26 protein-coding genes are annotated in these 25,907 nt (G+C 57.4%); 13 read left to right on the plus strand and 13 right to left on the minus strand.

The window, feature by feature from the left end:
- Positions 1–28 precede the first annotated feature (28 nt).
- The gene (locus OMR58_RS18220; RefSeq protein WP_105595628.1) at positions 29–502 is read left to right on the plus strand and encodes a tellurium resistance protein TerW; all 474 of its coding nucleotides are present in this window, start codon (positions 29–31) and stop codon (positions 500–502) included.
- A gap of 86 nt (positions 503–588) precedes the next feature.
- On the opposite strand, the gene OMR58_RS18225 is transcribed toward OMR58_RS18220, so the two are convergent.
- Both OMR58_RS18225 and OMR58_RS18230 read right to left on the minus strand, forming a co-directional pair.
- Positions 589–801, minus strand: a complete 213-nt coding sequence (locus OMR58_RS18225) for a glycine zipper 2TM domain-containing protein (protein ID WP_105595629.1) — start codon at positions 799–801, stop codon at positions 589–591.
- 267 nt (positions 802–1,068) lie between these two features.
- Positions 1,069–1,866 carry a helix-turn-helix domain-containing protein gene (locus OMR58_RS18230; protein ID WP_264546600.1) on the minus strand — a complete coding sequence of 266 codons (798 nt, stop codon included), beginning with the start codon at positions 1,864–1,866 and terminating at the stop codon, positions 1,069–1,071.
- Between the two features lie 128 nt (positions 1,867–1,994).
- Here OMR58_RS18230 and OMR58_RS18235 point away from each other — a divergent pair, with 128 nt between their 5' ends.
- A complete protein-coding gene (locus tag OMR58_RS18235; RefSeq protein ID WP_264546601.1) occupies positions 1,995–2,384 on the plus strand; it encodes a hypothetical protein in 390 nt (129 codons plus the stop codon).
- A gap of 106 nt (positions 2,385–2,490) precedes the next feature.
- Here OMR58_RS18235 and fhuA read toward each other — a convergent pair whose 3' ends face one another.
- Positions 2,491–4,647 (minus strand): ferrichrome porin FhuA, encoded by a 2,157-nt coding sequence (gene fhuA / locus OMR58_RS18240; RefSeq protein WP_264546602.1) that lies wholly within the window; start codon positions 4,645–4,647, stop codon positions 2,491–2,493.
- 228 nt (positions 4,648–4,875) lie between these two features.
- Between fhuA and OMR58_RS18245 the strand changes: the two genes are divergently transcribed.
- Positions 4,876–5,562, plus strand: coding sequence for a FadR/GntR family transcriptional regulator (locus OMR58_RS18245; protein ID WP_264546603.1), 687 nt, complete (start codon positions 4,876–4,878; stop codon positions 5,560–5,562).
- 139 nt (positions 5,563–5,701) lie between these two features.
- Here OMR58_RS18245 and dksA read toward each other — a convergent pair whose 3' ends face one another.
- Positions 5,702–6,079 carry an RNA polymerase-binding protein DksA gene (gene dksA, locus OMR58_RS18250; RefSeq protein WP_105595671.1) on the minus strand — a complete coding sequence of 126 codons (378 nt, stop codon included), beginning with the start codon at positions 6,077–6,079 and terminating at the stop codon, positions 5,702–5,704.
- A gap of 71 nt (positions 6,080–6,150) precedes the next feature.
- Positions 6,151–7,344 (minus strand): CobW family GTP-binding protein, encoded by a 1,194-nt coding sequence (locus OMR58_RS18255; protein WP_200558780.1) that lies wholly within the window; start codon positions 7,342–7,344, stop codon positions 6,151–6,153.
- A gap of 268 nt (positions 7,345–7,612) precedes the next feature.
- Between OMR58_RS18255 and OMR58_RS18260 the strand changes: the two genes are divergently transcribed.
- Positions 7,613–7,822, plus strand: a complete 210-nt coding sequence (locus OMR58_RS18260) for a hypothetical protein (RefSeq protein WP_264546604.1) — start codon at positions 7,613–7,615, stop codon at positions 7,820–7,822.
- Between the two features lie 88 nt (positions 7,823–7,910).
- On the opposite strand, the gene OMR58_RS18265 is transcribed toward OMR58_RS18260, so the two are convergent.
- From OMR58_RS18265 to OMR58_RS18295, 7 genes are all read right to left on the minus strand, one after another.
- Positions 7,911–8,141, minus strand: a complete 231-nt coding sequence (locus tag OMR58_RS18265; RefSeq protein ID WP_105595635.1) for a hypothetical protein — start codon at positions 8,139–8,141, stop codon at positions 7,911–7,913.
- Positions 8,142–8,265: 124 nt separating this feature from the next.
- Positions 8,266–8,691, minus strand: coding sequence for a nucleoside triphosphatase NudI (nudI, locus tag OMR58_RS18270; protein WP_264546605.1), 426 nt, complete (start codon positions 8,689–8,691; stop codon positions 8,266–8,268).
- Between the two features lie 828 nt (positions 8,692–9,519).
- A complete protein-coding gene (locus OMR58_RS18275) occupies positions 9,520–10,638 on the minus strand; it encodes a Gfo/Idh/MocA family protein (protein WP_264546606.1) in 1,119 nt (372 codons plus the stop codon).
- A 21-nt stretch (positions 10,639–10,659) separates the two neighbouring features.
- Positions 10,660–11,655: an inositol 2-dehydrogenase gene (iolG, locus tag OMR58_RS18280; protein ID WP_264546607.1), complete on the minus strand. Its 996-nt coding sequence runs from the start codon at positions 11,653–11,655 to the stop codon at positions 10,660–10,662.
- 44 nt (positions 11,656–11,699) lie between these two features.
- Complete coding sequence (locus OMR58_RS18285; protein WP_264546608.1) at positions 11,700–12,680, minus strand: hydroxyacid dehydrogenase; 981 nt, start codon at positions 12,678–12,680, stop codon at positions 11,700–11,702.
- A gap of 1 nt (position 12,681) precedes the next feature.
- The gene (locus OMR58_RS18290) at positions 12,682–13,494 is read right to left on the minus strand and encodes an HpcH/HpaI aldolase family protein (protein ID WP_264546609.1); all 813 of its coding nucleotides are present in this window, start codon (positions 13,492–13,494) and stop codon (positions 12,682–12,684) included.
- A 10-nt stretch (positions 13,495–13,504) separates the two neighbouring features.
- On the minus strand, positions 13,505–14,938 hold the full coding sequence (locus OMR58_RS18295; RefSeq protein ID WP_264546610.1) for an NAD-dependent succinate-semialdehyde dehydrogenase: 1,434 nt from the start codon (positions 14,936–14,938) through the stop codon (positions 13,505–13,507).
- Positions 14,939–15,316: 378 nt separating this feature from the next.
- Here OMR58_RS18295 and OMR58_RS18300 point away from each other — a divergent pair, with 378 nt between their 5' ends.
- The 9 genes from OMR58_RS18300 (at position 15,317) to OMR58_RS18340 (ending at position 25,165) form a co-directional block, all read left to right on the plus strand.
- The gene (locus OMR58_RS18300) at positions 15,317–16,255 is read left to right on the plus strand and encodes a MurR/RpiR family transcriptional regulator (RefSeq protein WP_264546611.1); all 939 of its coding nucleotides are present in this window, start codon (positions 15,317–15,319) and stop codon (positions 16,253–16,255) included.
- Positions 16,256–16,388: 133 nt separating this feature from the next.
- Complete coding sequence (gene iolD / locus OMR58_RS18305) at positions 16,389–18,233, plus strand: 3D-(3,5/4)-trihydroxycyclohexane-1,2-dione acylhydrolase (decyclizing) (RefSeq protein ID WP_264546612.1); 1,845 nt, start codon at positions 16,389–16,391, stop codon at positions 18,231–18,233.
- A 29-nt stretch (positions 18,234–18,262) separates the two neighbouring features.
- Complete coding sequence (iolE, locus tag OMR58_RS18310; RefSeq protein WP_264546668.1) at positions 18,263–19,174, plus strand: myo-inosose-2 dehydratase; 912 nt, start codon at positions 18,263–18,265, stop codon at positions 19,172–19,174.
- Between the two features lie 110 nt (positions 19,175–19,284).
- On the plus strand, positions 19,285–19,593 hold the full coding sequence (locus tag OMR58_RS18315) for a hypothetical protein (protein WP_264546613.1): 309 nt from the start codon (positions 19,285–19,287) through the stop codon (positions 19,591–19,593).
- Positions 19,594–19,752: 159 nt separating this feature from the next.
- Positions 19,753–20,529, plus strand: a complete 777-nt coding sequence (locus tag OMR58_RS18320; protein WP_264546614.1) for an MBL fold metallo-hydrolase — start codon at positions 19,753–19,755, stop codon at positions 20,527–20,529.
- Positions 20,530–20,571: 42 nt separating this feature from the next.
- Entirely contained in the window at positions 20,572–21,534 is a 963-nt protein-coding gene (locus tag OMR58_RS18325; protein WP_264546615.1) for a GlxA family transcriptional regulator, read from the plus strand.
- A 139-nt stretch (positions 21,535–21,673) separates the two neighbouring features.
- Positions 21,674–22,915 carry an MFS transporter gene (locus OMR58_RS18330; RefSeq protein ID WP_200558765.1) on the plus strand — a complete coding sequence of 414 codons (1,242 nt, stop codon included), beginning with the start codon at positions 21,674–21,676 and terminating at the stop codon, positions 22,913–22,915.
- 26 nt (positions 22,916–22,941) lie between these two features.
- Positions 22,942–24,015: a sugar phosphate isomerase/epimerase family protein gene (locus OMR58_RS18335; protein WP_264546616.1), complete on the plus strand. Its 1,074-nt coding sequence runs from the start codon at positions 22,942–22,944 to the stop codon at positions 24,013–24,015.
- Positions 24,008–25,165 carry a Gfo/Idh/MocA family protein gene (locus OMR58_RS18340; RefSeq protein WP_264546617.1) on the plus strand — a complete coding sequence of 386 codons (1,158 nt, stop codon included), beginning with the start codon at positions 24,008–24,010 and terminating at the stop codon, positions 25,163–25,165. Before OMR58_RS18335 ends, OMR58_RS18340 begins: the two co-directional genes overlap by 8 nt.
- A gap of 31 nt (positions 25,166–25,196) precedes the next feature.
- On the opposite strand, the gene OMR58_RS18345 is transcribed toward OMR58_RS18340, so the two are convergent.
- The gene (locus tag OMR58_RS18345) at positions 25,197–25,895 is read right to left on the minus strand and encodes a GntR family transcriptional regulator (RefSeq protein ID WP_264546618.1); all 699 of its coding nucleotides are present in this window, start codon (positions 25,893–25,895) and stop codon (positions 25,197–25,199) included.
- Between the last annotated feature and the right edge of the window lie 12 nt (positions 25,896–25,907).

A 25,907-nucleotide genomic window follows, 5' to 3' on the forward strand; every position in this document is an offset into this window, starting at 1 on the left:
TAATGATGAATCCAGGCAGAGACTTATTATGCATCTCAGCACGCGACAGGCCCGAATTTATAAGCTGGCAATCCTTCTCGGTTCTGGAAAACCGGTGGCTGCCGAGACGATTATTACTGCCCTGAACTGTTCCGAACCCACGTTGACTCGTGCGCTGAAAGAACTGCGCGAATCCTACGCGGCTGAAATTAAATACAGTAAAGCAGGCCACTCTTATCAGTTAACCGGTATTGGCCAGTTGGATAAAAAGGCACTACGCCGGATGAATGAAGCGTTGGCTGAAAATGCCGAAGCAAAACCCGCTGAAACGGTCAGTCGTGTCTTTCTCGATAAGGATAAGAAAAAAGCAATATCGCTTTCGCTACGCATGTCGCTGCTGCGCAAAATCAACCGCCTCTCCAGACTCTGTGAAATTACCCGCAGCGAAGCGGTTGATATGGCCGCTGCTCGCGGTATCGATCAACTTATTGAGGAAGCGCTGGCGAAAAAGAAGGGAAATTGAACTGCTGCTGGTTTTAGCAACCTAACCCGCCAGCGTTAACCAGCAGGTTAGTTTTTTTCTGCAAACTAACTGACAAAGCGAATTAATCAGCGGCTAATCTGATGGCCAATAATGCCCCCCACCGCCGCGCCGCCTACGGTGCCGAGAGAACTTCCTCCGGTCAGTACCGCACCGCCAATCGCACCAATACCTGCACCAATCGCCGTGTTTCTGCCCCGATTAGACATATGTCCACAGGCAGTGATTGACAGCGTCAGCAGTACCACGACTGCTACAGAAAAGCTGCGTTTTAAAAGCATGATTAACCTCATTACCATTAGCAACAATGGCAGGTAGAAATAGTGTTTATGATTGTTTTTTTCCCGACAGCATCCCCGGTGTTGACCCGCGCTGTCGATAGCTGAAATCTACTGCCAGTGCGAATAGTGTAAAAGGTAAAAATTCCTATTTCTCAGAGGTCTGAGAGCCATGGCCAACAGTTTAGGAGAATACCTGGCCGGGTTAAAAATTGCGGTTCGGTTATCCGGTGAAAAGCATCGTTCATTCAGCATTACACTGCCCCCCTGTTAGCTCGGGTAATATTGAGACGACCGTTCTTCTGCTAAATACCGCCCCGGGGATTTTCCGGTAATTTTACGAAACATGGTGATAAATCCGCTGGCGTTTTCATACCCCAGCGTCAGCGCGACATTCTGTACTGCATCACCGAGCCGTAACTGGCGTAAAGCCAGCACGATGTGCAGCTGCCGTCGCCAGCGGCCCAGGCTCATACCGGTTTCCCGCAGCAGCTGCCGGGACATATTGCGCTCGCTCATGCCGATGCGCCTGGCCCACTCTGCCGCCGGTGTCTTGTCGGACGGTGAAGCCATCAGTTGCGCGATCAGCCGATTAAGTCGGGTATCGGACGGCAGCGGCAGCGGGAAGACATCAACCGGGGCGGCCGCCAGCTCATCCCGCAGCGTGGCCAGCAGGCGCGCCTGCCGCGCACTTAACGACGCAGGATGCGAAAATTGTGCGGCGTGATGTAGCAGCTCGGCGAGCAGCGTTGTCAGTTGCAGGGTCGCGCAGTGTGGCGGCATCAACTCATCCGCGTACAGGTGAAAGCTGGCCATTTCACCCCTGCCACTGGCCGCGTGTTGCTCACCGCGCGGTATCCATACCGCACCGCGTGCCGGCACCCACCAGATCCCCTGCGTCGTTTCACAGCGCAGTTCACCGCTCAGGGCATAAATCAGCTGGCTGAACCGGTGGCGATGTCCGGGGATTCGCCAGTCGTTATCGCAGCGGGTAACGCCACAGGCGGTTATCGCACTTCCGTCCGCGCCGGAAATTAATGGCGAGGAGCGGATTAGGGTATCAGCCATCCCTTCTTCCCCTTGCCACACAAGTGTCATGGCCGAAACGGGCAACGGAATGACCGAACCCGCCAATGCCGGCCAGCAGCCGTTGATTTACGCTAAAGCGCTTAACTGATGCCATTAGGATTACCCATATGTTAATTAACGCTTCTCATTTTCCCCGCGTCTGGCTGCATCTGATCGACAAAACACAGTCGACGGAAGAAGGATTCGCTTTGTACCTGGAGCTGCTTGAACGCGGTGAATCTTTTGTTCTACTCAATGCCGAAGGACTGGATTTTTCCGCTTACCCACAAAGCAAGGACGAAATGCAGTACGTTGCCCAGTGGCGTAAAACCCACCGTGCGCTGCTGCGTCAGCGGGTACTGGCGGCTATTTTTATCGAGCCGGACGCCGCCCTGCGGGACGCGGCCCAGGAGTTTGCCGTGGGATACAGCAAGTTTTGGGGATATCCCATGCTGATTGTCGCCAGCGAAACGGAGGCGCTGTTGACGGCCGATCGCCTGCTATCGGCACAGCAATAATCTCTGCCAGACCCTGGCCGGGCAGAGAAAATCGCCATAGACGATCTGCCCATTGAAGGATCTGTCCCTGTTTGGGGGAGGAGGACTGCCTCCTCCCTTTTGTGACTCAGAAACGGAAGGTAGCTGTACCGGTAATCTGGCGCTCCGCACCGTAGTAGCAGGCAGTCGTGGCATAGCATCCGGCGACATACTGCTTATCAAACAGGTTATTAACGTTAAGGCCCAGCGATGAGCCCGGCAGATTGAACCGTGCCAGATCGTAGCGCAGCGCGGTGTTCCAAATCGTTACCGCCCCCGCCTTAAAGGAGTTGGCATTATCACCCCACGTAGAACCAATGTAGCGTGCGCCCATGCCGAGCGTCAGTCCGCTCAGTACAGTGTTATGGAAGGTATAATCTCCCCACAGCGAGGCCATATTTTTCGGGATTTCATACGGCTGGTTGCCCTGATATTGGCTGTCACGGGTGAATTTTGCCTGAGTGTAGCTGTAGCTGGCGATGACATCGACGCTGGAGGTCAGCGCCGCTTTCGCTTCCAGTTCAATCCCCCTCGAGCGGACTTCGCCGTTCTGAATTGAGTTGTAAATATGGTCCAGATCGGTGCTGAGATTTTTATCTTTGGTCAGCTGATACACCGCCGCGCTGGCGGAAATCAATCCTTCGGCAGGGATATACTTGATGCCTGCCTCATACTGTTTCGCGCGGGAGGCCTGGAAAGTATGACCGTAATAATCAGTCCCGCTGGTTGGTAAAAACGACTCGCTGTAGCTGATATACGGTGCAATACCGTTATCAAACAGATAGTTCAGCCCTCCGCGCCAGGAAAATTCGCTGTCGTTCTGTTCAGTCAGCGCGTTACTTGCGGAGCGGTTCACTGAATCACTTTTTGCCCAGTCATAGCGCCCGCCCAGCGTGAGCATCCAGCGCTGCCACTGTGCCTGATCCTGGACATAAACACCGGTTTGCTGCTGATGGTCCACCTGGCTGCTCAGACTGAAATACGACACGTCGGTGTTGCCGTAAACCGGCTGAGTCAGGCTGAGATTTGATGCACTGCCGAAAGCGTGCCAGATATCATTACGTAGGTGGCGATAGTCTAAGCCGAGCAGGCTGGTGTGTTCGATCTCGCCGGTGCGGTAGCGATTTTGCAACTGCGTATCGACCGAAAACGTGCTGAGCTGCTCTTTCATCTCCAGTGCACCGCGCGTGAGCTGTGTGGCATCGGTGGTGGAAATTTTGCTGCCATAGATCGTGTGATAATCCATTTCTGCGGTGGCGTAGCGCAGATTTTGCCGCAGGCTCCAGCCGTTGCCGAACTGATGTTCCGCGTCATAACCGAGCAGCATCTGCTTACGGGAGATTTTGTTATATCCCGGTTCACCATCGTTAAAGCTCGTTGGTAGTTTACCCGCTGCCCCGCTGGTAACGGTGCCTTCGGCTGGCAGATAGCCGAACCAGCCAATGTCCGGTTCATCGCTGAACTGGCTAAGGAACGTGATACGCGTATTGTCGTTCGGCTGCCAGGTCAGAGATGGAGCCAGCGAATAGCGCTTCGCCTTTTCACCCACCTGCTGTTCATCGCGATCGCTGGCCACCCCGGTCAGCCGCCAGAGAAATTCGCCGCTGTCATCCGCCGCGCCGCCAAAATCGAACCCGGTCTGATAAAGATTATGATTGCCCATCTTGAACTGCACTTCACGCAGCGTCTCCGCCGTCGGACGCTTACTGACCAGCGCAATCACACCGCCCGGATCGCTGGCACCGTAGAGCAGCGAGGCCGGGCCGCGCAGCAGCTCTACACGCTCCAGAAGGTAGGGGTCAACCTGAAAATTTGTGTAGCCGTCGCCCGCCAGCTTGAGTCCGTCCAGCCAGACATTGTCTGAAATCTGCGAGAAACCGCGAATATTCACCGAGTTAAACCCGGACACCGACCCACGGCTCTCTACCATTACCCCGGGTGCAAACCGCAGTGCATCCTTAACGGTGGGCGGATCGAGCAGATCCAGCTCTTCACGGGTAACCACCGATACCGACTGTGGCGTTTTTACCAGCGGCGTATCGGTTTTAGTGGCGCTGGCACTGCGTTTAGCTACCAGACTCCCACTCGGCCCCCAGGCACTTTCCTCGGTGCTGGCGCTGACCGTCAGCGTGTCATCGCCACTGTTATTGGCGTTGGCAAAAGGAGAAAGCAATGTGCTGCCCAACGCTACGGCAATCAATGCCGCAATCGGTCGGCGAACGGGGTCAATCCTGAAATCATTCATGGTTTTCAGCTCGTTAGAACAGAGGTTGAACAACGGATAAGGGGATGTTTTATGACGACATCACAAAAGCGATCGTCATCGATCCTTTAAACATAGGATGTTTAAAATCCTATCATCCTATGTTTAAACTAACAATGAGAATGATTTTTAATAACGATTACGTCGGCATGGTGCTGAAATTGATCGGATGATAGGATAATGTTTTTATCAACAATCAGGCTTCGAACGATGAAATCACCCCAGGCAATCATGCGCCAGCCGCTGGTCAATACGGTTATCGACGCGCTACGTGCCGCCATAGGCGACGGCAGCTGGCCGGTTGGTGAGCGAATCCCCACCGAAGGCGAACTGGCGCAGCTGTATAACGTCGGGCGCAATACGATTCGCGAAGCGGTCCGCGTTCTCTCCCACTCCGGTATGCTGGAGGTGCGTCAGGGGGATGGAACCTGGGTGCGCAGCGTGCTGGACCCGGCGGAAATTATGCGCCAGGTCGACAAAAGCAGCCTGCACGATCACTTTGAATTACAGTGCATGATTGAGTCTGAAGCGGCTAAATACGCAGCCGAGCGGCGTACGCGGGAGGATTTAACTGCGATGAAGCGCGCGTTAAAATTGCGCGGCGACTACTCATCGGGCAGAGATATGGCGGAGTTTGTTACGCTGGACAGCCGTTTTCACCAGGCGCTGGTTGAGGCTTCTCACAACGAAGCCATGCGCGCTCTGTACCACTACTTCAGCGTTTCGGTGCGGCATCATATTGAGCAGTTTTTGGCACTGAACCTTTTCCCCGAGCCCAATTTACAGGCGCATACTGCGGTTTATGAGGCGATTGCCGCCCGCGATCCGCAGCAGGCACAAATGGCGGTCAGACAGATGCTGACCCCGACGATTAATTATCTGGCGCAGCTGAAATGATCGGCACACTGTTGAAGCATTGAGCATTGAGCATTGAGCATTGAGCATTGAGCATTGAGCGTGAAGCCTCTGGTCATCCGATCCATCAGCACCCGGATGTGAACACGATGGCGCACAAAAATAAACCCGTCGACCAACGCTATTTACGCCAGGCGGCTTCTTTCATTTCGTGGGTCATTTTCACGTCGATGCTCAGCTCGGCGGTTGGCCTCAATAGCAGGCGCGGCAGGCCGATAGGATCGCCGGACTCCTGACAGTAGCCGTACTCACCCTTTCTGATACGGATCAGTGCGGCATCGATTTTCGGTAGCAGGCGGCTTTCGCGATCGATCTGGCGCAGCAGCAGCCTCAGTTCTTCTTCGCGCATTGCCTTATCGGCTTCATCACCCTGGTTATCCCCCCACTGTAAACTGGCTTTCAGCTGGTCGATATGCGCCAAAAGATCCTGTTTATCCTGCAATAAACGCTGCTGAAAAAACGCCAGCTGTTGGGCATTCATATAATCTGCGGGCGACATCGCCAGCAGCTTCTGCTCTTCTTTAATGCTCTGTGGCACGCGGGCCTCCATAATGAGTATTCAGGTCGGGTTTACGACTTCAGTCTGGCAACGCGTTTCGGCCAGGGGTCAGCAAACGTGCCGCCCTTCTGCCACCAGTCAATTTCCTCCTCGCTGAGGAAACAGCGCTGCAGCGCCGAGACAAAGGGCTCGAGCTGCCCGGACAAACCAATCACCGTCAGGCGACATCGCCGATCGCCAAAACGCCCAGGCATGTCATCCAGCTGCTGCTGCAGAATGCGTCGTTCTTCGCTATTCAGCAGGCTGTTTTCATGTCGCAGTACGCCTGCTTTCCAGTAGCTGATAAATTCCAGGCTGATACTGCCCGCCGCCTGATTCCACAGCAGAGCGAGATCGTCCCGTCCCGGCAGCCAGAAAAAGCCCTTGCTGCGGTGGATTCCGGCCCCGAGAAATTGCTGATAAGTGTCCCACAGCCGCTGCGGGTGGAATGGACGATCGTCCGCAATCACCCGCGATTCAATGTCGTACGGTGCGCCGTCATCGGTGAACTGTTCGACCTCTTCCTCCAGTTCCTCGACGAGTTTTGCCACGCGATAAAAATCATATTCGGGGTACGCCAACAGCTCGCTTATCGGCAAATTTCCCCACGGCAGCGCCATCACCGCCACCGCAGGATTAATGGGATGCACTGCATGAGCTATATCGAGCACTGCATCGGCATTCAGTCGATCGACTTTGGTTAGCATCAGATGACTGCAAAACAGGATCTGCCCTGCCAGCAGGTTTTCAACGCCACCACGACCCTGGTTAAGGTTGCGCTGCCAGCGCGGGATCAGCTGTTCACCGCCGTCATAGTCGCTTTGCAGCATCACGGCATCAATTAGTGAAAGGAAGCCCTTTAGTTGCACCAGCGGATGATCGCGCAACAGCTTAATCAGCGGCAGCGGATGGCTGCTGCCGGAGGTTTCCAGCAGGATCATATCAGGCTGATTTGCAGCGAGCTGTTCCAGTGCCTGTGCCAGCTTGTTAACTCCGGTCGGGCTGCTGATGCTGTCGGCGGAGATGGAGATAAAATTCTGCCGCTGCTTCCCTACCAGCTCGGTGTTGGCAATCAGCACGCCGTCAACATCCAGTTCGCTCATATCGTTCACGATTACGCTAACGTTCAGCCGCTGATTCTGCGCCTGCATCAGTAAACTTTTCAGTAAGGTGGTTTTCCCTGCGCCAAGGAAACCATTGAGAATGGTCAGGGGAATACGCTGCATAAGTCGGCCCGCGATGATAATTTTTGATATGTTATAATATAACAACTGATCGAGCTACTCTTATCATTGCAACCCCCTTCCAGAGACTGGTAGGAATAATCTTAGTTTCAGCAGGTTATCGTCAGTTGAGGCAATAAATTTTCTGAGTAAGATGAAGGAAATGTTTCAGGAAATTGACAGTTAGCGCAGAGCAAACGTTTTCCTGTAGCTAAATCAGATGCTGTCCACTCGAAGAGAACGGCATTGCATACGTCACTAAGGAAGAATTATGAGTCGTCATTCAATCCAGGCTATTGAAACCAACGCACTGAACGTGGATGAAGCAAGGAATTTCATTAAGTCCGGCGGCGAGCGCGTCCGTCTGGCCTGGGATATCAGCAGTGATGAGTTTTTCCGCATCGCCAGCGCTTCTGGCCGCGAAGGCATGCGCATGGTTAAAAAAGGGCGCGACTTCTTTCTTGAGCGTATGCCTGGCTAAACCACGCTCGATTAGACGAATTTAAAAACAACAAAGGCCCGCAGATGGGCCTTTGTACCAACAAAACTTTGTACCAACAAAAACAGGGTTACATTTCCTGTCGTTCACGCACAAGACAACCTTTCAGCTTTTGTCTTAATAAGCTCGCGGAAGATTGCTTCGCAGCCTTAGCCAGGCTGGCTTTATACTGAACTATACGCTCCTGGGCATTGCCAGAGCACATTTCCAGCTCCGCACAAACTAATGCCTGAAACACTGTTTTCTCGTCGTCGAGCGGTGCGAGTCGCTCACCCCTGTTTGGCTTAATGTAATATGACATAACAGGCTCTCCTCCGTGTCACCGTTTTGTATGCATGTAACCCTTTCGGTATCAATGGCCGCGGCGTTTTCTTCAGCAGCCCCGTGCGCAAATTATAGCGCGGTACCGACCCCAGACTCGCGATTTAAATCAGCCCTTTCTGGCTAAAGGTCACGCGCGTGGCCTCATTCAGATCCAGCTCCCCTATCTTCTCCGCAGGCACCCAGCGGACTTCCTGAAACTCTTCATTAAACGAAATTGTGCGGTTAGCGCTAATGCAGTCAAAGATGAGATAAATCATATAAATCTCTTCGGTTGAGCCGTCTGTATAGGTTTTTGTACGAATGTCATCGCGAAAAGCCCACGGCCTGACCTCCGTGATTTCCAGCTCGTCCCCCAGCTCTTCACGAATTTCCCTTCTGAGCGCGGCCTCCATCGTTTCTCCCGGTTCCATTCCACCACCGGAAAGCGCCCACTGGTCGGGAAATACTCCGCGGTCCGCCGCCATTTTGCATAACAGATACTCACCTTCGTTCTGAATAATCGGGCAAACGATCGTCCTCTGGCGCATGACTTCTCCTTATTAACACCACAAAATACAAGGTTAAATCTTCATCGGGCTGAGTGCCAGTTTAAAACTGGAAGGCGCCTCGACTAATGGGAAGAAACAGGTATGAAACAACCCTGGCTGAACCACTGGCGGATTGCGCAGGGGAATTGATGTCCTGGTGCACCTTTTACTGCTGCCTTTGATAATTTTATCGCTCTTGAGTTTGGTAATCAGAGGGTGCTGTGAAATGGGTGTTTGAGGTTCAGCCTCTGCTGCTGCTCCAGGGCGGTCCTCGCGCCGTGCGTGGCACGGTGCCTTCGGTTACGCCATTGCGCCGACGGATCGGCCAGGATTGAACGTCCCTGTTCAAACCCGGCCTGACGCCAGCATCCCTGCTGTCGTCTCCTGGCTCAATGGCTCCACCTCAGCGCTGCGGATGCCCTTACGCAGCAGCAGAGGCTGTCCCTTTTGAAATTTTCATCGCTTTTAGAATCTTGCTTTGACCACTGGGACGCAGAGGAAAAACCAACAATCCCAGACCTTCCCGCAGACAACGCTGAGCAATCAGGCTGAGCGGCTGTGCCCTCGAACGGGCAATCCGCAGCGCTGAACGCAGAAAGGAAGCCAGGATTTGGCCGCATGGACGCGGACAAAAAGTACAGCCGGGGCAGGACGCCCCGTCTGTACTGGTCCTGAAGGCTGACGAACGAAGTGAGGGAACCGCGAAGCGGCGCGAGGACCCGCCCGTTCGAAGGCACAGCCGCTCAAGCCGATCGCCAAACGTCCAGCGTTCAGCGTCGCCGATCGCCCTGCCATCCCTTCAGCCATCGCCATACCTTCATCCCAAAATCAAACCGCCACCCACCGCTGCTCACGCGAAGACCGAATCGCCGCATCAATCACCTGCTGGATCTCCATCGCATCACGGAACCCCGGCCCGCTGAACTCCCCACCGGATACCGCTCTCAGAAACTCCGCAATCTCAATCGTCTTCAAATCGTTAAAGCCCAACTGATGACCTGGCGCCGGGCAGAACGCGCCGTATGGTTGCTGCTGCGGACCGGCCTCAATCTTCTGGAAACCGCGCACCCCACCGGCGGCATCGTGACGATAATAGTGCAGCTCGTTAAAACGCTCCTGAGTAAAATGCAGCGCCCCACGCGTACCGTAAACCTCAAAGCCCAGCTGCATATTGCGCCCCATCGCCACCCAGCTGGCCTCAATACTGCCCTTGCAGCCGCGTGCAAACTCGACGGTCAGGCGGGCGATATCATCCACCTCAACCGCTCGCTGCTCATGCGCACCTGCCGCAACCGGGCGCTGCTTGATGACCGTCTCCAGATCCGCCTGCACCGCCACCACCGGCCCCAGCAGAAAACGCGCCATCGCCACAATGTGGCTACCAAGATCGGCAACCGCCCCCGCACCGCCGGCAGGGTCCAGCCGCCATGACCATGGCGTCAGCGGCGAGGACATAAAATCTTCGGCGTGAATACCGCGGAAACTGACAATATCACCCAGATCGCCGTTGTCGATCATCTCCCTGGCCAGCTTGATCAGCGGGTTCTTCAGATAGTTAAAGCCCACCTGGGTGATCACCCCCTGCGCCTCGGCGGCATCGGTCATGATCCGCGCCTCTTCGCTGGTCGGCGCAATCGGCTTTTCGCAGTGCACGTGCTTACCGGCTTTAATTGCTGCCAGCGCCTGCTCCAGATGGAAACGGTTCGGCGTGGTAATCGACACCACGTCGATCTCCGGATCGTTAATCAGCGACTGCCAGTCATCGGTGTGGCGACGAAAGCCGAAGCGTTTTGCCGCCCGCTCTGCCGCTGCACCGTCCACATCAGCTACCGCAATCAGTTCCGGCACGCCGTCAGTCGGGAAAATGCCCGCCGCTGCGCGATAGGCCAGCGCGTGTGATAACCCCATAAAGCCGGTGCCGATAATACCAATGCCAATCTTTTTCATTTTTTCGTTCTCCGTCAGGAATCAATCAACACTTACCGGCCTGCCGCTGGCGGCAGAACGCGCGGCGCACTCAGCCAGCTTCAGCGCCATCAGACCATCAAAGGGGGTAACGGGGATGGCGCGCTTGCCCAACGCGGCCTGGATAAACGCATCCATCTCCAGACGATAGGCCTGCTCATAGCGCTCAAGGAAGAACGCTTCCAGCGGGGCCTGCACTTCCGTGGCGGCGGCGGTATAGCGGCGCACGCTGTTGGCCCGCTGGTTGTTATTGAGCAGCATGCCGGCGGAACCGAAGGCCTCCAGCCGCTGATCGTAGCCATATACCGCGCGGCGGCTGCAGTTGATGTGGCACTGCCTGCCGGATGCGGTGGTCATCTGCACCATCACCGTGTCGTAATCGTCAAACTCCGCCAGTTCCGGCTTCAGCAGGCGGCTGGCGCTGGCGTAAACTTCGACCGGTTCCTCGCCCAGCAGCCAGCGGGCCATATCGAAATCGTGGATCACCATATCGCTGAAAATACCGCCGGAATGGCGCAGATAGTCCATGGGGGCAAAATCCGGATCGCGGCTGGTGATCACCACCTGGTGCAGATCGCCGATGTCTCCACTGGCAATGGCCTGCTGCAGCTCGCTGGCGCTGGGGTCGAAGCGGCGGTTAAATGCCACCATCACTGGGGCATTTAGCTCTTCAAGCTGACGGCAAGCCTCGGCCGCCCGGTTTAAATCCAGATCGACAGGTTTTTCGCATAATACTTTCTTTCCCTGGCGCGCGGCTGCCAGCATTAAATCAACGTGAGTATCGGTAGGTGTGGCAATAATTACCGCATCGATATCAGCGTCATTAATTAATTCCAGCGGATCGGATACGGCTTTAGCACCATATAAATCTGCCAGTGCGTTTGCGCTATTAATAAAAGGATCGGCCACCGCCACCAGCGTTGCCTGCGGGTGTGTGGCAATATTCGCGGTGTGGATTTTCCCGATGCGGCCAGCACCGAGCACGGCTATTTTCAACATAGTCAGTTCCTGTAGAGGACGGGTAAGTTATTATTCGCCAGCCGTTAAATAGCGTGCGTGTTATTTATCTGTCGATAATTAACAATTAAGTTTTCTTCCAGCTCGCCGGTGAAATAATGAATAATATTATTCACGGCGGAAACCGACATCCGCATCGCTGCCTCTTCGGTCAACCCGGCGGAATGCGGGCTGAGGATCAGGCGATAGGACGCATGCAGCAGCGCCGAGTCACGCGACGGCGGTTCCTGACTGAAAACATCCAGCCCCGCGCCGCCCAGACGGTCGTTTTTCAGTGCGTCGATCAGTGCCTGTTCATCAATAATCCCACCGCGCGCGGTATTAATAACAATCGCCTGCGGTTTAAGCAGCGCCAGCTCGCGGCAGCCAATCAGCGGTTTACTGTCGCTGAGCGGCAAATGCACGGTCAGTGCATCGGCGATTTTTAATCCGGCGTCCATTTCGGTAATCCGCTCCACGCCAAGCGCATGGAAGATTTCATCGGCCACGTAAGGGTCGTAGGCCACCACAAACATATTGAAGCAGCGCGCCATTCTCGCCACTTCCCGCCCAATGCGACCAAAGCCCAGTACAAACAGCGTGCGCCCCGACAGTTCCATCGCCGAGAAGCTGTTGCGGCAGTTCCAGTTGCCGCTGCGCAGATTTTCATCGTAAACACGCAGCTGCTTCGCCACGCCCATCAGCAGAGCAAAGGTGTGTTCCGCCACCGACAGCGAATTCACATCACCGACGATGGTTAGCGGAATACCGCGTTCGTTCAGCGCCGCCACGTCAACCGCGTCGTAGCCAACGCCGTGGCGGGAAACGACCTTCAGTAGTGGAGCCTGCTCAATTTCTGCGGCGGTCAGCGGCTGGGTACGCAGCAGCAGCGCATCCGCGTGTTCGATAAACGGCGCATAGCTGGCGGTGCTCACTTCTTTCACCAGCTCGTAAGTGAAACCGGGGGTGTTTTGCAGAATGCTCAACCCGGCCTGATGAATACTTCCGGCAATCAGTACATGCGGCATTTCAGTACCCCCCCTGCTGGACTTTAGCCTGTGGCGCTGTACCGGTCAGCTGGCGAAAGCGCGTGGCGCTGGCCGCCGCCGCACCGCGCAACAGCTGAACATCATTAGAGACGGTAACCAGATCAAAACCCCACTCCACGGCTCTCGCGGCGTACTCCGGACTGCCGTTATGCAGTCCGGCACGGATACCGGCAGCGTGCGCACGATCCAGAATATGGCGGATGGCGTCGATGATTTCCGGCTCCTCGCGGTCAAAACCGGTACGGTAGCGTCGCCCGGTCAGCGCCAGGGTCAGATCCGCTGGGCCAATATAGATGCCGTCCAGCCCCGGGGTTCGCACGATTTCCTCGATTTTTTCCACCGCTTCGGCGGTTTCAATCATCGCAAAGCACACCACTTCGCTGTCTGCATGTTGGCCGTAATCCGCCCCTGCTGCAAAGGTGACGCGCGTCGGACCAAAGCTGCGGGAACCGAGCGGCGGGTAGCGCACGCAGGACACCAGCTGTCGGGCTTCCTCGCCGTTGTTGATCATCGGGCAGATGATGCCCCAGGCCCCGGCGTCCAGCGCTTTCATAATGTCGCCCGGCGACAGCCAGGGCACACGCACCATCGGCGTCACGCCGCTGGCACGCATTGCCTGCAGCATGGTGGTGGCCGTCTCGTAGCCGACCAGACCGTGCTGAATATCGATGGTCAGCGCGTCGTAGCCCTGCGCCGCCATAATCTCAGCGGTGAACGGGCTGGCAGCCGACAGCCAGCCGTTCAGCACGCTGTGCCCTTCTGCCCATAAACGCTTAATGTTGCTGTTTATCATTGTGGCTTCCTTACAGGACCACCTGCGTCAGTTTGACATTCATATATTCGAAAATACCTTCCGCACCGCCTTCGCTGCCCATACCGCTGGCCTTAATGCCGCCAAACGGTACGTCGGCCGAGGCCAGGGCAAAGCTGTTGATACCCACCATGCCCGCCTGCAACTGTTGAGAGACGCGGCGAATGCGTGCGGCATCGCGGGTAAAGGCATATGCGGAGAGCGCCAGCTCGCTGCGGTTCACGCGGGCGATAACGTCGGCTTCGTCAGTGAAAGTGGTGATGGCAGCGATCGGGCCAAAGTTTTCCTCGGCCAGCGCCAGCGCATCGTCCGGTACATCGGCCAGCACGGTGGGCGCAAAGTAAAAGCCCGGCTTATCGGCAATGCGCTGCCCGCCGGTCACCACGCGCGCGCCCTTCTGCCGTGCGTCCTCGACGATGTTTTCAATCGCCTTCAGCCGCCGCGCGTTGATCAGCGGCCCCATCTCACTGCCCTCATCCAGCCCGTAACCGACCTTAATTGCCGCTGCGCGACGGGCGAATCCTTCGATAAAGGCCTGCGCAACCGATTTATGAACATAGAAGCGATCGGCGGTGACGCATACCTGTCCACAGTTGGCGAACTTGGTCGGTACCGCCAGATCCAGCGTTTTCTCTATATCGGCATCGTCAAAAACGATCATCGGCGCATTGCCGCCCAGTTCCATACTGACGCGTTTGAGGGTGGCAGCCGAATCACGGATCATCTGCTGCCCAATCGCCGTGGAGCCGGTCAGCGTCACTTTGCGCACCACCGGTGATTCAATCAGCGGCTGATAGGTATTGGCTGTGGGTCCGACCACCATGTTGACCACGCCCGCCGGCAGCCCGGCCTTTTGCAGGCAGGTCATAATGACCATTGCAGACCCGGGCACTTCGCTGGAGGGGCGCAGTACCACGGTGCAGCCCGCGGCCAGTGCCGGGGCCAGCTTGCGGGCAATCAGCACCACCGGGAAGTTCCATGCGGTAAAGGCTGCCACTACGCCCACAGCCTGATGAGAGACTTCACAGCGCCCGCCCGGCACGCGGCTTTCCACAATACGTCCATACACCCGGCGGGCTTCTTCGGCGTACCAGGTGAACTGATCGATAGCCAGCGTCCATTCGCGGCTGGCCTGCGCCAGCGGTTTTCCGCTCTCGAGGGAGATCGTCCGGGCCGCCTGCTCGCGCGCCTGCTCCATTTCTGCCGCCACGCGGTGCAGCGTATCGGCACGTTCCCAGGCGGCACGCGCCTGCCACGGTGCCAGTGCCGCTTCCGCACTGGCAATCGCCTCCAGCGTATCCTCGCGGGAGGCAGCGGCGATCTCGCCCAGCCGTTCGTCGCGCCCCGGATCGGTAACCACAATGGTTTCGCCGCTGCGGCCCTGTCGCCAGTCGCCGTTAATAAACTGCCCGTAGTCGTTATACATAGCCTGATCCTGTTTTCCTGCCGCCCTGACCGGGATCGGAGATGTTAATTCGGCGGATGTCGTTGCCTGCTCACCGCCACCGGTTATTAACTTAATTGCAAACAAGAAAAAAACGCAATAAAAATTGCAATGGCAAGTTTAGCGCTGACTACGCTGGTTTTTTCAGCATCTGAAATGAATTATCAATATGATTTTTAATGAATTTTTAAAGAACCAAACCCACTCACTGAGAGAGTTTCTGCGTTTTGTCGAAGAGAATGAAATGCGCAACTTCTGAGTCAGATCACGCTTTTGGAAATTTCAATTGCAATGAAAATTGTAATGCAATTTTAGTTGCGATAGCCTGCGGTCAGAATAAAACGTTAAGGGTTAAAGCCGATGGCGAGCCGTAAAGAAACAGACAGGAAAGATATCCCACCGCCGCATAAAAACTACGAGCAGGTGGTGAACGACATCACCGCCCGCTATCCGCAGCTGTCGGATCGTTTTCAGCAGGTGGCGCGTTTTATTACCCAGAATCCTAACGCCGTGGCGCTGGAGTCAATCAACGCTATTGCCGCCCGCTGCGCGCTGCACCCGTCAACGCTGGTGCGCTTTGCCCAGCACTTTGGCTACAGCGGCTTTAAGCAGATGCAGGCGGTGTTTCAGACCCGGCTGGCGACCACCGCGCCCGGTTATAACGAGCGCATTGTGGCGCTGGAAAACGATCTGCAAAAAAACCAGCAGCTCGGCAACCTCGGTTTTCTGCAGGATTTAGTGGTGCGGGATATCGCCACGCTCCAGGGTATGCTGGAAAGCGTCACCGCCGCCGATCTCGACCACAGCGCTCAGCTGATGGGCCGCGCCGACACGATTTTTATCGCCGGGCAACTGCGTTCTGAGCCGGTGGCTATTTTGCTGCGCTACCTGCTGACCATGCTTAACCGCAAGGTCGTGCTGCTGGATATGTCCGGCGGACTGGCCCCGCATATGGCGATGAATATGACCCCGCGTGATGCGCTGATTGCCGTCTCCTTCCGCCATTACGCGCAGGAAGTGGTGCAGATCGCCGATATTGCCGGGCAGAAAAAGGTGCCGCTGATTTCGATTACCGACAGCGTGCTGTCTCCGCTGGCGAAGGACGCCCGGGTGCTGTTTACCATCCCGGAAGAGGAATACAGTTTTTCCCGTTCGCTGGCCGCACCGGTGTGCCTGGTACAGTGCATCGCGCTGGCGCTGGCCGCCGAGCTGCATCCTGAAGAGGAACAGCCGCGTATTGCCACGCTGACGGAACGCACGCAAATCCGCGAGGAAGGTAAGAAAAGCAGCCATAAATAGCCGCAGTCCGGTTTAACGCTCTCCCTTTGGGGAGGGCTACGTCCGGAATTGCAACTAAAATTGCTTGTTTGTGTTTTTAGCAAATTAATTTCTATAACCAGCCTGATTACGGGCCCTACAGCAGGTAGAAACTATGTCGACCTATCGTTGCACCACTGCACAGGCGGTGGTCCGTTATTTGAGCAATCAGTTTATTCACGTAGACGGTGAAGAAGTGCCGCTTTTCCCCGGCGTGTTCGGCATCTTCGGCCACGGCAACGTCACCTGCATTGGTGAGGCGCTGGAAAGCGTACAGGACGTGCTGCCGACCTGGCGCGGTCAGAACGAACAGTCGATGGCCTTCGCCGCCGTCGGCTTTGCCAAAGCGCGCCTGCGCCAGCAGATTATGGTGGTGACCGCCTCTATCGGTCCGGGAACCACAAACCTGCTGACGGCGGCCGGGGTGGCCCACGTCAGCCGCCTGCCGATGCTGATGATCTGCGGTGATGCCTTCGCTCGCCGCGTGCCGGACCCGGTCATGCAGCAGGTGGAGCACTTCAGCGATCCCAGCCAGACGGTCAACGACGCCTTTAAAGCGGTAACCCGCTACTGGGATCGCATCACCTGGCCGGAGCAGATCCTCTCTTCCCTGCCGCAGGCGGTGGCAACCATGCTTGACCCGGCGGACTGCGGCCCGGCCTTTATCGGCCTGTGCCAGGACGTGCAGGAGATGGCCTTCGACTATCCCGAGGCGTTTTTTGCCCGCCGCGTTCACACCATCCCGCGCCCTCGCCCGGACCAGCAGCTGCTGGAGCAGGCGGCCGAACTGCTGGCTTCCGCCCGGCATCCGCTGATTATCGCCGGGGGCGGCGTACGCTACTCGCGTGCTGAGGCCGAGCTGGAAGCTTTCGCCCGCCAGCGCGGCATCCCGGTGGTGGAAACCATTGCAGGAAAAGGCACGCTGACCCACGATCACCCGCTGCATATCGGCCCGGTCGGTATTCTGGGGTCGACCTCCGCCAACGCGCTGGCGGCAAAAGCCGATGTGATTATCGCCATCGGCACCCGACTGATGGATTTCGTCACCGGCTCCTGGACGGTGTTTTCACCCGATGCACGCTTTATTGCCATTAACGCCGCGCGCTTTGACGCCCATAAACACTTCTCGCTGCCGCTGGTCGCCGATGCCCGCGAAGGTATCCGCGAGCTCAATGCCGCGCTCGGCAACTATGCGGTGGATGCGGACTGGCTGGACAGCGGAAAAACCGCCTTTGCCGCGTGGAATCAGCTGGTCGCCGCACGCCAGCAGCGCACCGTAACGACGGGCGTACCGACCTACGCGCAGGTGGTTGGCGTGGTCAATGAACGCGCCGCTGCCGAAGACTACGTGATCAGCGCGGCGGGCGGACTGCCGGGGGAGCTGGTGAAGGGCTGGAAGGTAAAAAACCCGGGTACTTTCGACTGTGAGTTCGGCTTCTCCTGCATGGGCTATGAAATCTCTGCGGGCTGGGGTACGGCAATGATCGACGCGGATCGCGATGTATTCGTGCTGATCGGCGACGGCACCTACATGATGATGAATTCCGATATCTATTCCAGCGTGCTTTCCGGCCACAAGCTGATCCTGCTGGTGTGCGACAACGGCGGCTACGCGGTGATTAACCGTCTGCAAAACGCCAAGGGCGGCGCGTCGTTTAACAACCTGCTCAAGGACTGCCGGGTTACCGAACCGTTCCACGTCGATTTCGTTGCCAACGCGCAGTCGATGGGCGCGCTCGCCCGCAAGGTCAGCAGCCTGGATGAACTGGCCGATGCCGTGGACTGGGCGAAGGGTAACGATCGCACCACGGTCATCTGCATCGACACACACCCACACGAATGGACGCCGGGCGATGCCTGGTGGGACGTCGGCGTGCCGGAAGTCAGCCAGCGCGAAAGCGTGAATCAGGCGCGGGCCGAACACGTTGCGGGCCGTAAAAAACAGCGTACAGGTATTTAACTTTCAGCCAGAGGAATCAGAACATGACGTTGCACGCAAAACTGGGTATTGCCCCTATCGCCTGGTCCAATGACGACCTGCCGCAGCTCGGCGGCGACACACCGCTTTCCGTCTGCCTGGCCGAAAGCCGGCTGGCCGGTTTTTCCGGCGTAGAAACCGGCGGCAAGTTCCCGCGAACCCGCGCTGAACTGCAGCCGCAGCTGGCGGAATATCAGCTACAGCTGGTCTCCGGCTGGTACTCCGGCACCCTGCTGGATAACGATCTGGAGAGCGAAATCGCCAAAGCGACGCCGCAGATGCAGCTGTTTAAAGAGTGCGGTGCGGCCTGTCTGGTGTACGGCGAAACGGCGGGCACCATTCAGAACCAACAGCAGGTGCCGCTGAGCCAGCGCCGCAGGCTGACGGAGGAGCAAATCCGCGAGTACGGCGCGAAGCTGAACCTGTTCGCCAGCTGGTGCCGTGATTTCGGCGTACCGCTGGCCTTCCATCACCATATGGGCACGGTGATTGAAGACGAACGCGATATCGATCTGCTGATGGCGGCTACCGGCCCGCAGGTGGGGCTGCTGTTTGATACCGGGCATCTGGTGTTTGCCGGGGTCGATCCGCTGAGCGTGCTGAGCAAACACGGTAAGCGCATTAACCACGTGCATACCAAAGATATTCGCGCGGATGTGCGTGCCGGGCTGGACTGGCAGCGCGACTCGTTTCTTGATGCGGTATTGAAAGGCGTTTACACCGTGCCCGGTGACGGCAGCATTGACTTCGATGCGGTGATCGCACGGCTGGCCGGTATCGGCTATCAGGGCTGGTTTGTGGTCGAGGCCGAGCAGGACCCGGCGCTGGCTCCGCCGCTGGAATACGCGCGAATTGGTTATGCCAGCCTGAAATCTTCGCTGACCAAAGCCGGATACGCCATCGAGCCGCCCGCAAAGCGCTGAACGGTAGCAGAACAATCATGACTCCATCACCGGCGGCACGTGCCGCTGGCTGACGACCCGGCAGCCGGGAACAATCCGGCTGCCGCTTAACCGGGCAGGATGATGCAACGATGATGAATATCGATAAAATGCAGGATATCACCGACTTCTATCAGGATTTTTTGCAGGCCATTCGCAGCATCAGAGGCAGCATGCTGCATCGTGATGCAGAGAAAAAGCTGATGCTGCTGCGCTGGCTGGACGCCCGGCAGAAAAAACGCAGCTGCCGTTCGCACTGCAAAAGCGAAATTCTCAGTATGTATGCGGAAGTGGAATCCCATCCGCCGGAGGTGCTGGAGCGCCGTATTCGCACGCTGTACGAGAACTGCGCCTGTATTCTCGCCCAGCTGCGCGCCCCCGCCGTTCGTCGCTACGCCTGAGGGGCAGACACTGCCCCCCTCTGATCGACGCAGCCCCGGGATAAGTTTGTCCCAATCCCATCGTTTATTGTCCATCAGGCTACTTATTGCGGTTTTCCCGCCTCTCTATACTGGCGCGGTACGGCGGTATTCCGCTGCCGCTCAGATGGAGAGCCACCGATGAAACTCACCCAAATTCGCAATGCCACGCTCAAACTGGACTATGCCGGTAAAACCTTTCTGATTGACCCGATGCTGGCGGATAAAGGTGCGCTGCCCGGTTTCCCCGGCACCGCCCGCAGCCATCTGCGCAACCCGCTGGTCGAGCTGCCGCTGCCGGTTGCGGACATCATTAACGCCGATGCGGTCATCGTTACCCACACTCACGAGGACCACTGGGATGAGGCGGCACGGCGGTTGATTGCTTCGACTATTCCCCTGTTCAGCCAGAATCAGCAGGACGCCGAGCAGATCCGCGCGCAGGGTTTCAGCGCGGTGACGGTATTGGACGATCGCACGGAGATTGGCGACATCACCGTATGGAAAACCGACGGCCAGCACGGTAGCAACGCCGCCTATGCGCTGCCGCCGCTGGCAAAACGGTTGGGCAAGGCCTGCGGGCTGGTGTTCCAGCACCCCGAAGAACCAACGCTGTATATCGCCGGGGATACCGTCTGGGTTCCGGCCGTTGAGCAGGCGCTGGCAGCGTTCAAACCCGACGTGGTGGTGCTGAATGCCGGAAGTGCGCAGATTGACTGCTTTGGCGCAATTATCATGGGCGAGGAAGATGCGCTGCGGGTTCACCGCCTGCTGCCGGAAAGTCATATTATTGCCAGCCATATGGAGGCGATTAACCACTGCCTGCTCGGCCGCCAGCAGCTGCGCGATTATGCGCAGCGCAACGGCTTCGCCCATCGCCTGTGGGTAGCGGAAGATGGCGAAAGCCGGGCGTTCTGAGTGGTAAGATAGCCGTCCTTGCGCCGTCATCAGGAGAAAAACATGTCGTTACCGTCCGTTGCCGTGCTGGTGACGCCAGGATTCAGCCCGTTCCATTTCTCGGTGCCCTGCACGATTTTTGGCCCGGTGCTGGCCGATCGCCCGCTGTTTGAGCTGACGCTGTGCGCCGAGCAGCCCGGCACGTTGAAATCGCTGATGGGCATGAGCATTGAAACTCCGCACGGGCTGGAAGCTCTGGCGCAGGCCGATTTAATTATTGTGCCCTACTGGCCGCATCCCGGCGAGCGGCCCTCTGCGGCATTATGTCAGTCATTAAATGAGGCATGGCAGCGCGGTGCCAGAGTGGTGGGTCTGTGCCTCGGCACCTATGTGCTGGCGTATGCCGGTCTGCTCGACGGAAAGCGGGCCTCAACCCACTGGGAGTTCGAGCAGGACTTCAGTGCGCGCTTCCCGCAGGTGCAGCTGGATACCAACGCGCTCTACGTTGACGAGCAGCGGCTGATCACCTCCGCCGGGACCGCCGCAGCGATGGACTGTTGCCTGTACCTGCTGCGCCAGTTTTACGGCAGCGCCGTGGCCAACCGGGTCGCACGGCGAATGGTGATCCCGCCGCACCGTGACGGCGGTCAGGCGCAGTATATTTCTCACCCCATTCCGCAAACGACCCAGGATGAGCGCATCAACGCCCTGCTCGGTTATCTGCGCGATAGTCTTGATTGCCAGCACGATCTCGATTCGCTGGCGGCCCGGGTAATGATGAGCCGCCGCACCTTTACCCGCCACTTTCTGCGCGCCACCGGCATGTCGGTGGGTGAATGGCTGAACGCCGAACGCCTGCACAACAGCCAGCAGCTGCTGGAAATGACCGAACATTCCATCGAGGCCATCGCCGCCCTCAGCGGCTATCAGTCGGTAATTTCCTTCCGTCAGAGCTTTAAGCAGCGCTATACCGTCAGCCCCAGCGAATGGCGGCGTACCTTCCAGGGCGGCAAGTCTGAGCCGTAGCGGACGAACCTTCAGTAAAAAATTAAGCTTGTGAGCCACCTCGCAGATCGATAAAAGATCCAGGAAACCATAAAAGTAATCGATTACATTCATCTGACACAATAATGTAATCGATTACTTTTCAGGAAGGGGTCTGACGATGGTTTCTTCACTTACCGCTGGCAACGGCTCGCGGCAGCAGCATGTAATGCTGGTTCCACGGCTGTCATTAATGATGTTTTTACAGTTCTTTATCTGGGGAACCTGGTCGGTCACGCTCGGCCTGGTGATGACCCAGCATAATCTCGGCAGCATCATCGGCGATGCCTTCTCCGCCGGGCCGATTGCCTCGATCCTCTCGCCTTTCGTGCTGGGAATGGTGGTTGACCGCTTCTTTCCGTCGCAGAAGGTGGTGGCCCTGCTGCATCTGGCCGGTGCGGTGATTCTGTGGTTTGTGCCGCAGGCGCTGCTGGCCGAGAACGGCTCGCTGCTGATCGCCCTGCTGTTTGCCTACACGCTGTGCTATATGCCTACGCTGGCGTTGACCAATAACATCGCCTTCCACAGCCTGAGCAACAGCGAGAAAAGCTTCCCGGTGGTGCGGGTGTTCGGCACCATCGGCTGGATTGTCGCCGGGATCTGTATCGGCGTTAGCGGCATTGCCGCCAGCACCGATATCTTCCGCCTCGCCGCTGCATGTTCCGCAGTGCTGGCCGCCTACAGCCTGACGCTGCCGCACACGCCGGCCCCGGCGAAGGGCCAGCCGTTTGCCCTGCGCGATCTGCTGTGCGCCGATGCCTTCGCGCTGCTGAAAAAAAGCCACTTCCTGATCTTCGCCATCTGCGCCACGCTGATCTCCATACCTCTGGGAACCTACTACGCCTTTACCGCGTCGTTCCTGTCTGACGTGGGCATTGCGGACGTCAGTACCGCGATGTCGTTCGGCCAGATGTCCGAAATCTTCTTTATGCTGATTATCCCGCTGCTGTTCCGTCGGCTGGGGGTGAAATACATGCTGCTGATCGGCATGGCGGCCTGGTTCGTACGCTACGCGCTGTTCGCCTTCGGCGTGAATGAAGAAACGCGCTGGCTGCTGTACATCGGCATCCTGCTGCACGGCGTGTGCTACGACTTCTTCTTTGTTATCGGCTTTATCTATACCGACCGCATCGCCGGTAGCCAGGTAAAAGGCCAGGCGCAGAGCCTGATTGTGATGTTCACCTACGGTATCGGCATGCTGCTGGGATCGCAGATCTCCGGCGCGCTGTACAACCAGTTAATTAACCACGGCGGCGTGCATCAGCCGGAAAACTGGACCACGTTCTGGCTGATCCCGGCGGTTGCCGCTGCGGTTATCGCGGTCATATTCCTCTTCACCTTCAAGTACAAAGAGCAGGAATAGTTTTTGACAAACTTCAGGAGTAAGCAATGAAAACGTTAAAAGGGCCTGGCCTGTTTTTGTCCCAGTTCATCGGTGATATGCCACCGTTTAATACCCTGGAAAACCTCTCCAGATGGGCGTCGGGGTTGGGTTTCCGGGCGTTGCAGATCCCCTGTAATCATCCGGCAATTTTTGATGTGGAAAAGGCGGCCAGCAGCCAGTCGTACTGTGATGAGGTCACTGCCCTGCTGGCGCGCTACGGGCTGGTGATTAGCGAGCTTTCTACCCACCTTGAGGGGCAGCTGCTGGCGGTGCATCCGGCTTACGAACTGGCGTTCCGTGACTTTGCTCCGGTGGCGCTGCGTGACGATCCGGAAGCGCGCCAGCTCTGGGCAGCTGAAAAGCTCCAGCAGGCAGCAGCGGCATCGGAAAAACTGGGGCTGAAATCCCATGCGACCTTCTCTGGTGCGCTGGCCTGGCCCTACTTCTACCCGTGGCCGCCGCGCAAAGAGGCGCTGATCGATACGGCCTTTAACGAGCTGGCCGCACGCTGGAAACCAATTCTTGACTGCTTCGACCGCCACGGCGTCGACGTGTGCTACGAGCTGCATCCGTCGGAAGATTTGCACGATGGCGTGACCTTCGACCGCTTCCTGGCGGCGGTCGACCATCATCCGCGCTGCAATATTCTGTTCGATCCAAGCCATATGCTGCTACAGCAGATGGACTACCTGACCTTTATCGACCTCTATCATCCGCGCATTAAAGCGTTCCACGTTAAGGATGCCGAGTTCACCCTTTCCGGACGCAGCGGCGTGTACGGCGGCTATCAGCCATGGAGCGAGCGCCCCGGCCGCTTCCGCTCGCCGGGGGACGGTCAGATCGATTTCAAAGGCATTTTTAGCCGACTGGCGCAGTACGGCTATGACGGCTGGGCGGTGCTGGAGTGGGAATGCTGTCTGAAGGATGCAGAGAGCGGCGCACGGGAAGGCGCACAGTTTATCAGCGAGCACATTATTCCGGTATCCGCACGCGCGTTTGATGACTTTGCCGCCACCGGCAGCGAAGACAACAGTATCCGTACTATGCTGGGGCTGGATGTGGAGCCAAAAAATGATTAAGGCGGCGATCATCGGCTCGGGCTTTATCGGCCCGGCGCACCTTGAAGCGATCCGCCGTCTGGGGTTCGTGGATGTGGTGGCCATCTGCGACAGCTCGCTGGAAAAAGCACAGGAGAAAGCGCGGCAGCTTAACGTGCCCCACGCCTATGCCGACGTGGCGGAACTGCTACGCCACGACGGGCTACAGGTGGTGCATAACTGCACCCCTAATCATCTGCACGCGGCGATCAATCGTCAGGTGCTGGCGGCGGGTAAACATCTGTTTTCAGAAAAGCCGCTGTGCATGACCGGCGAGGAGGCGCGCGAACTGGTGAAGCTGGCGGAGGACTCTGGCGTGGTGCACGGCGTAAGCTTTGTTTATCGCCAGTTCGCTATGGTGCAGCAGGCAGCCAGCCTGATCCGCCAGCAGCAGGCGGGTCGTATTTTTGCCGTACACGGCAGCTATCTGCAGGACTGGATGCTGTACGACAGCGATTTCAACTGGCGCGTATCCGCAAACCAGGGTGGCGCATCCCGGGCGGTGGCGGATATCGGCTCTCACTGGTGCGATACGCTGCAGTTCGTTACCGGGCGACGCATCAGTGCGGTGATGGCGGATTTTTCAATCGTGCATCCCGTTCGCCGGGTGGCGCGCGGAGCCAGCACCACCTTTGCCGCCGCTGAAGAGAATGCCGAATATGATGACGTGGCTGTAGATACCGAAGATTTCGCCTCGATCCTGCTGCGTTTTGACGACGGTAGTCGGGGCAGCCTGACGGTTTCGCAGGTCAGCGCCGGGCGTAAAAACCGCCTGGCGTTTGAAGTGAACGCCAGCGAGATGTCGATAGCCTGGGATCAGGAAGTACCGCAGCAGCTGTGGCTGGGGCATCGCGACAGTGCGAATCAGACGCTGAGTGACGATGCTTCGCTGGTAAACCGCGACGTGGCGGCCGCCGTGCACTTCCCCGGTGGGCATATTGAGGGCTGGCCGGATGCGTTTAAAAATATGATGCTGAACTACTACCGCTTTATTCAACAGGGTAAACGGCCTGGCGTGGATGCCGCTAACTTCGCCACCTTCCATGAGGGGGCCAGCGTGCTGCTGATCGTTGAAGCGATGCTGCAAAGCCATCAGCAGCAGCGCTGGGTGGAGGTGGCCACGCTGGATTGATTGCCCGCTCGCCACCGCATTGAACGTTACGTCAGGGCAGATTTCTTGCCCTGACTTTTTGCAGACGCCGAAGGGTAATGGCGCAGGCGCCGGTGTGCGCATCTTCAATATGTTCGCGCATCAGGCCGACCGCCCGCTCCTGCTCACGGTTTTCAATCGCCTCCAGCAGTTCTGCGTGCTCGGCGTAGGTTTGTGCAATGCGCGTGTCATATTCAAAATCCAGCCGCCGCATAATCCGTATCCGGTCGGTGATATTGCTGAGGATGGCCGTCAGCTCGCAATTGCCCGCGGCCTCGGTCAGCGCAATATGGAACTGTTCATCCATGGTGGCAATTTTCTCTCCCGCCTGCTCCTGCTGTTCTGGCGGAATGATCCACAGCGCCCGCAGCCTGGCCAGGACGCTGCGGTCTGTTTTTGCTGAGTCGGAGCTGCACAGGCGCGCCACCGTGTCGACCTCAATCAGGATACGCGTGGCATAGAGATCTTCGTAAACGTCGAAATCAATCGGGCAAACCTCCCAGCCGTTGCGAAAACAGCGCCGGATCAGATCGTCGTTCTGCAGGGTTAATAGCGCCTCGCGTACCGGGGTGCGCGAGCACCCCAGGCGGCTGGCGATATCCACTTCGGTGAAGCGATCGCCCGGCATCAGAATAAACTCGTAAATCTCCTGCCTGAGCTGGCGATAAACGCGGACAGAATGCGGAAGAAGCCTGGTCAGTTCTGATGCCATTTACCGATATTC

This window comes from Erwinia sp. INIA01 (assembly GCF_025947915.1).
Classification (GTDB): Bacteria; Pseudomonadota; Gammaproteobacteria; order Enterobacterales; family Enterobacteriaceae; genus Erwinia; species Erwinia coffeiphila.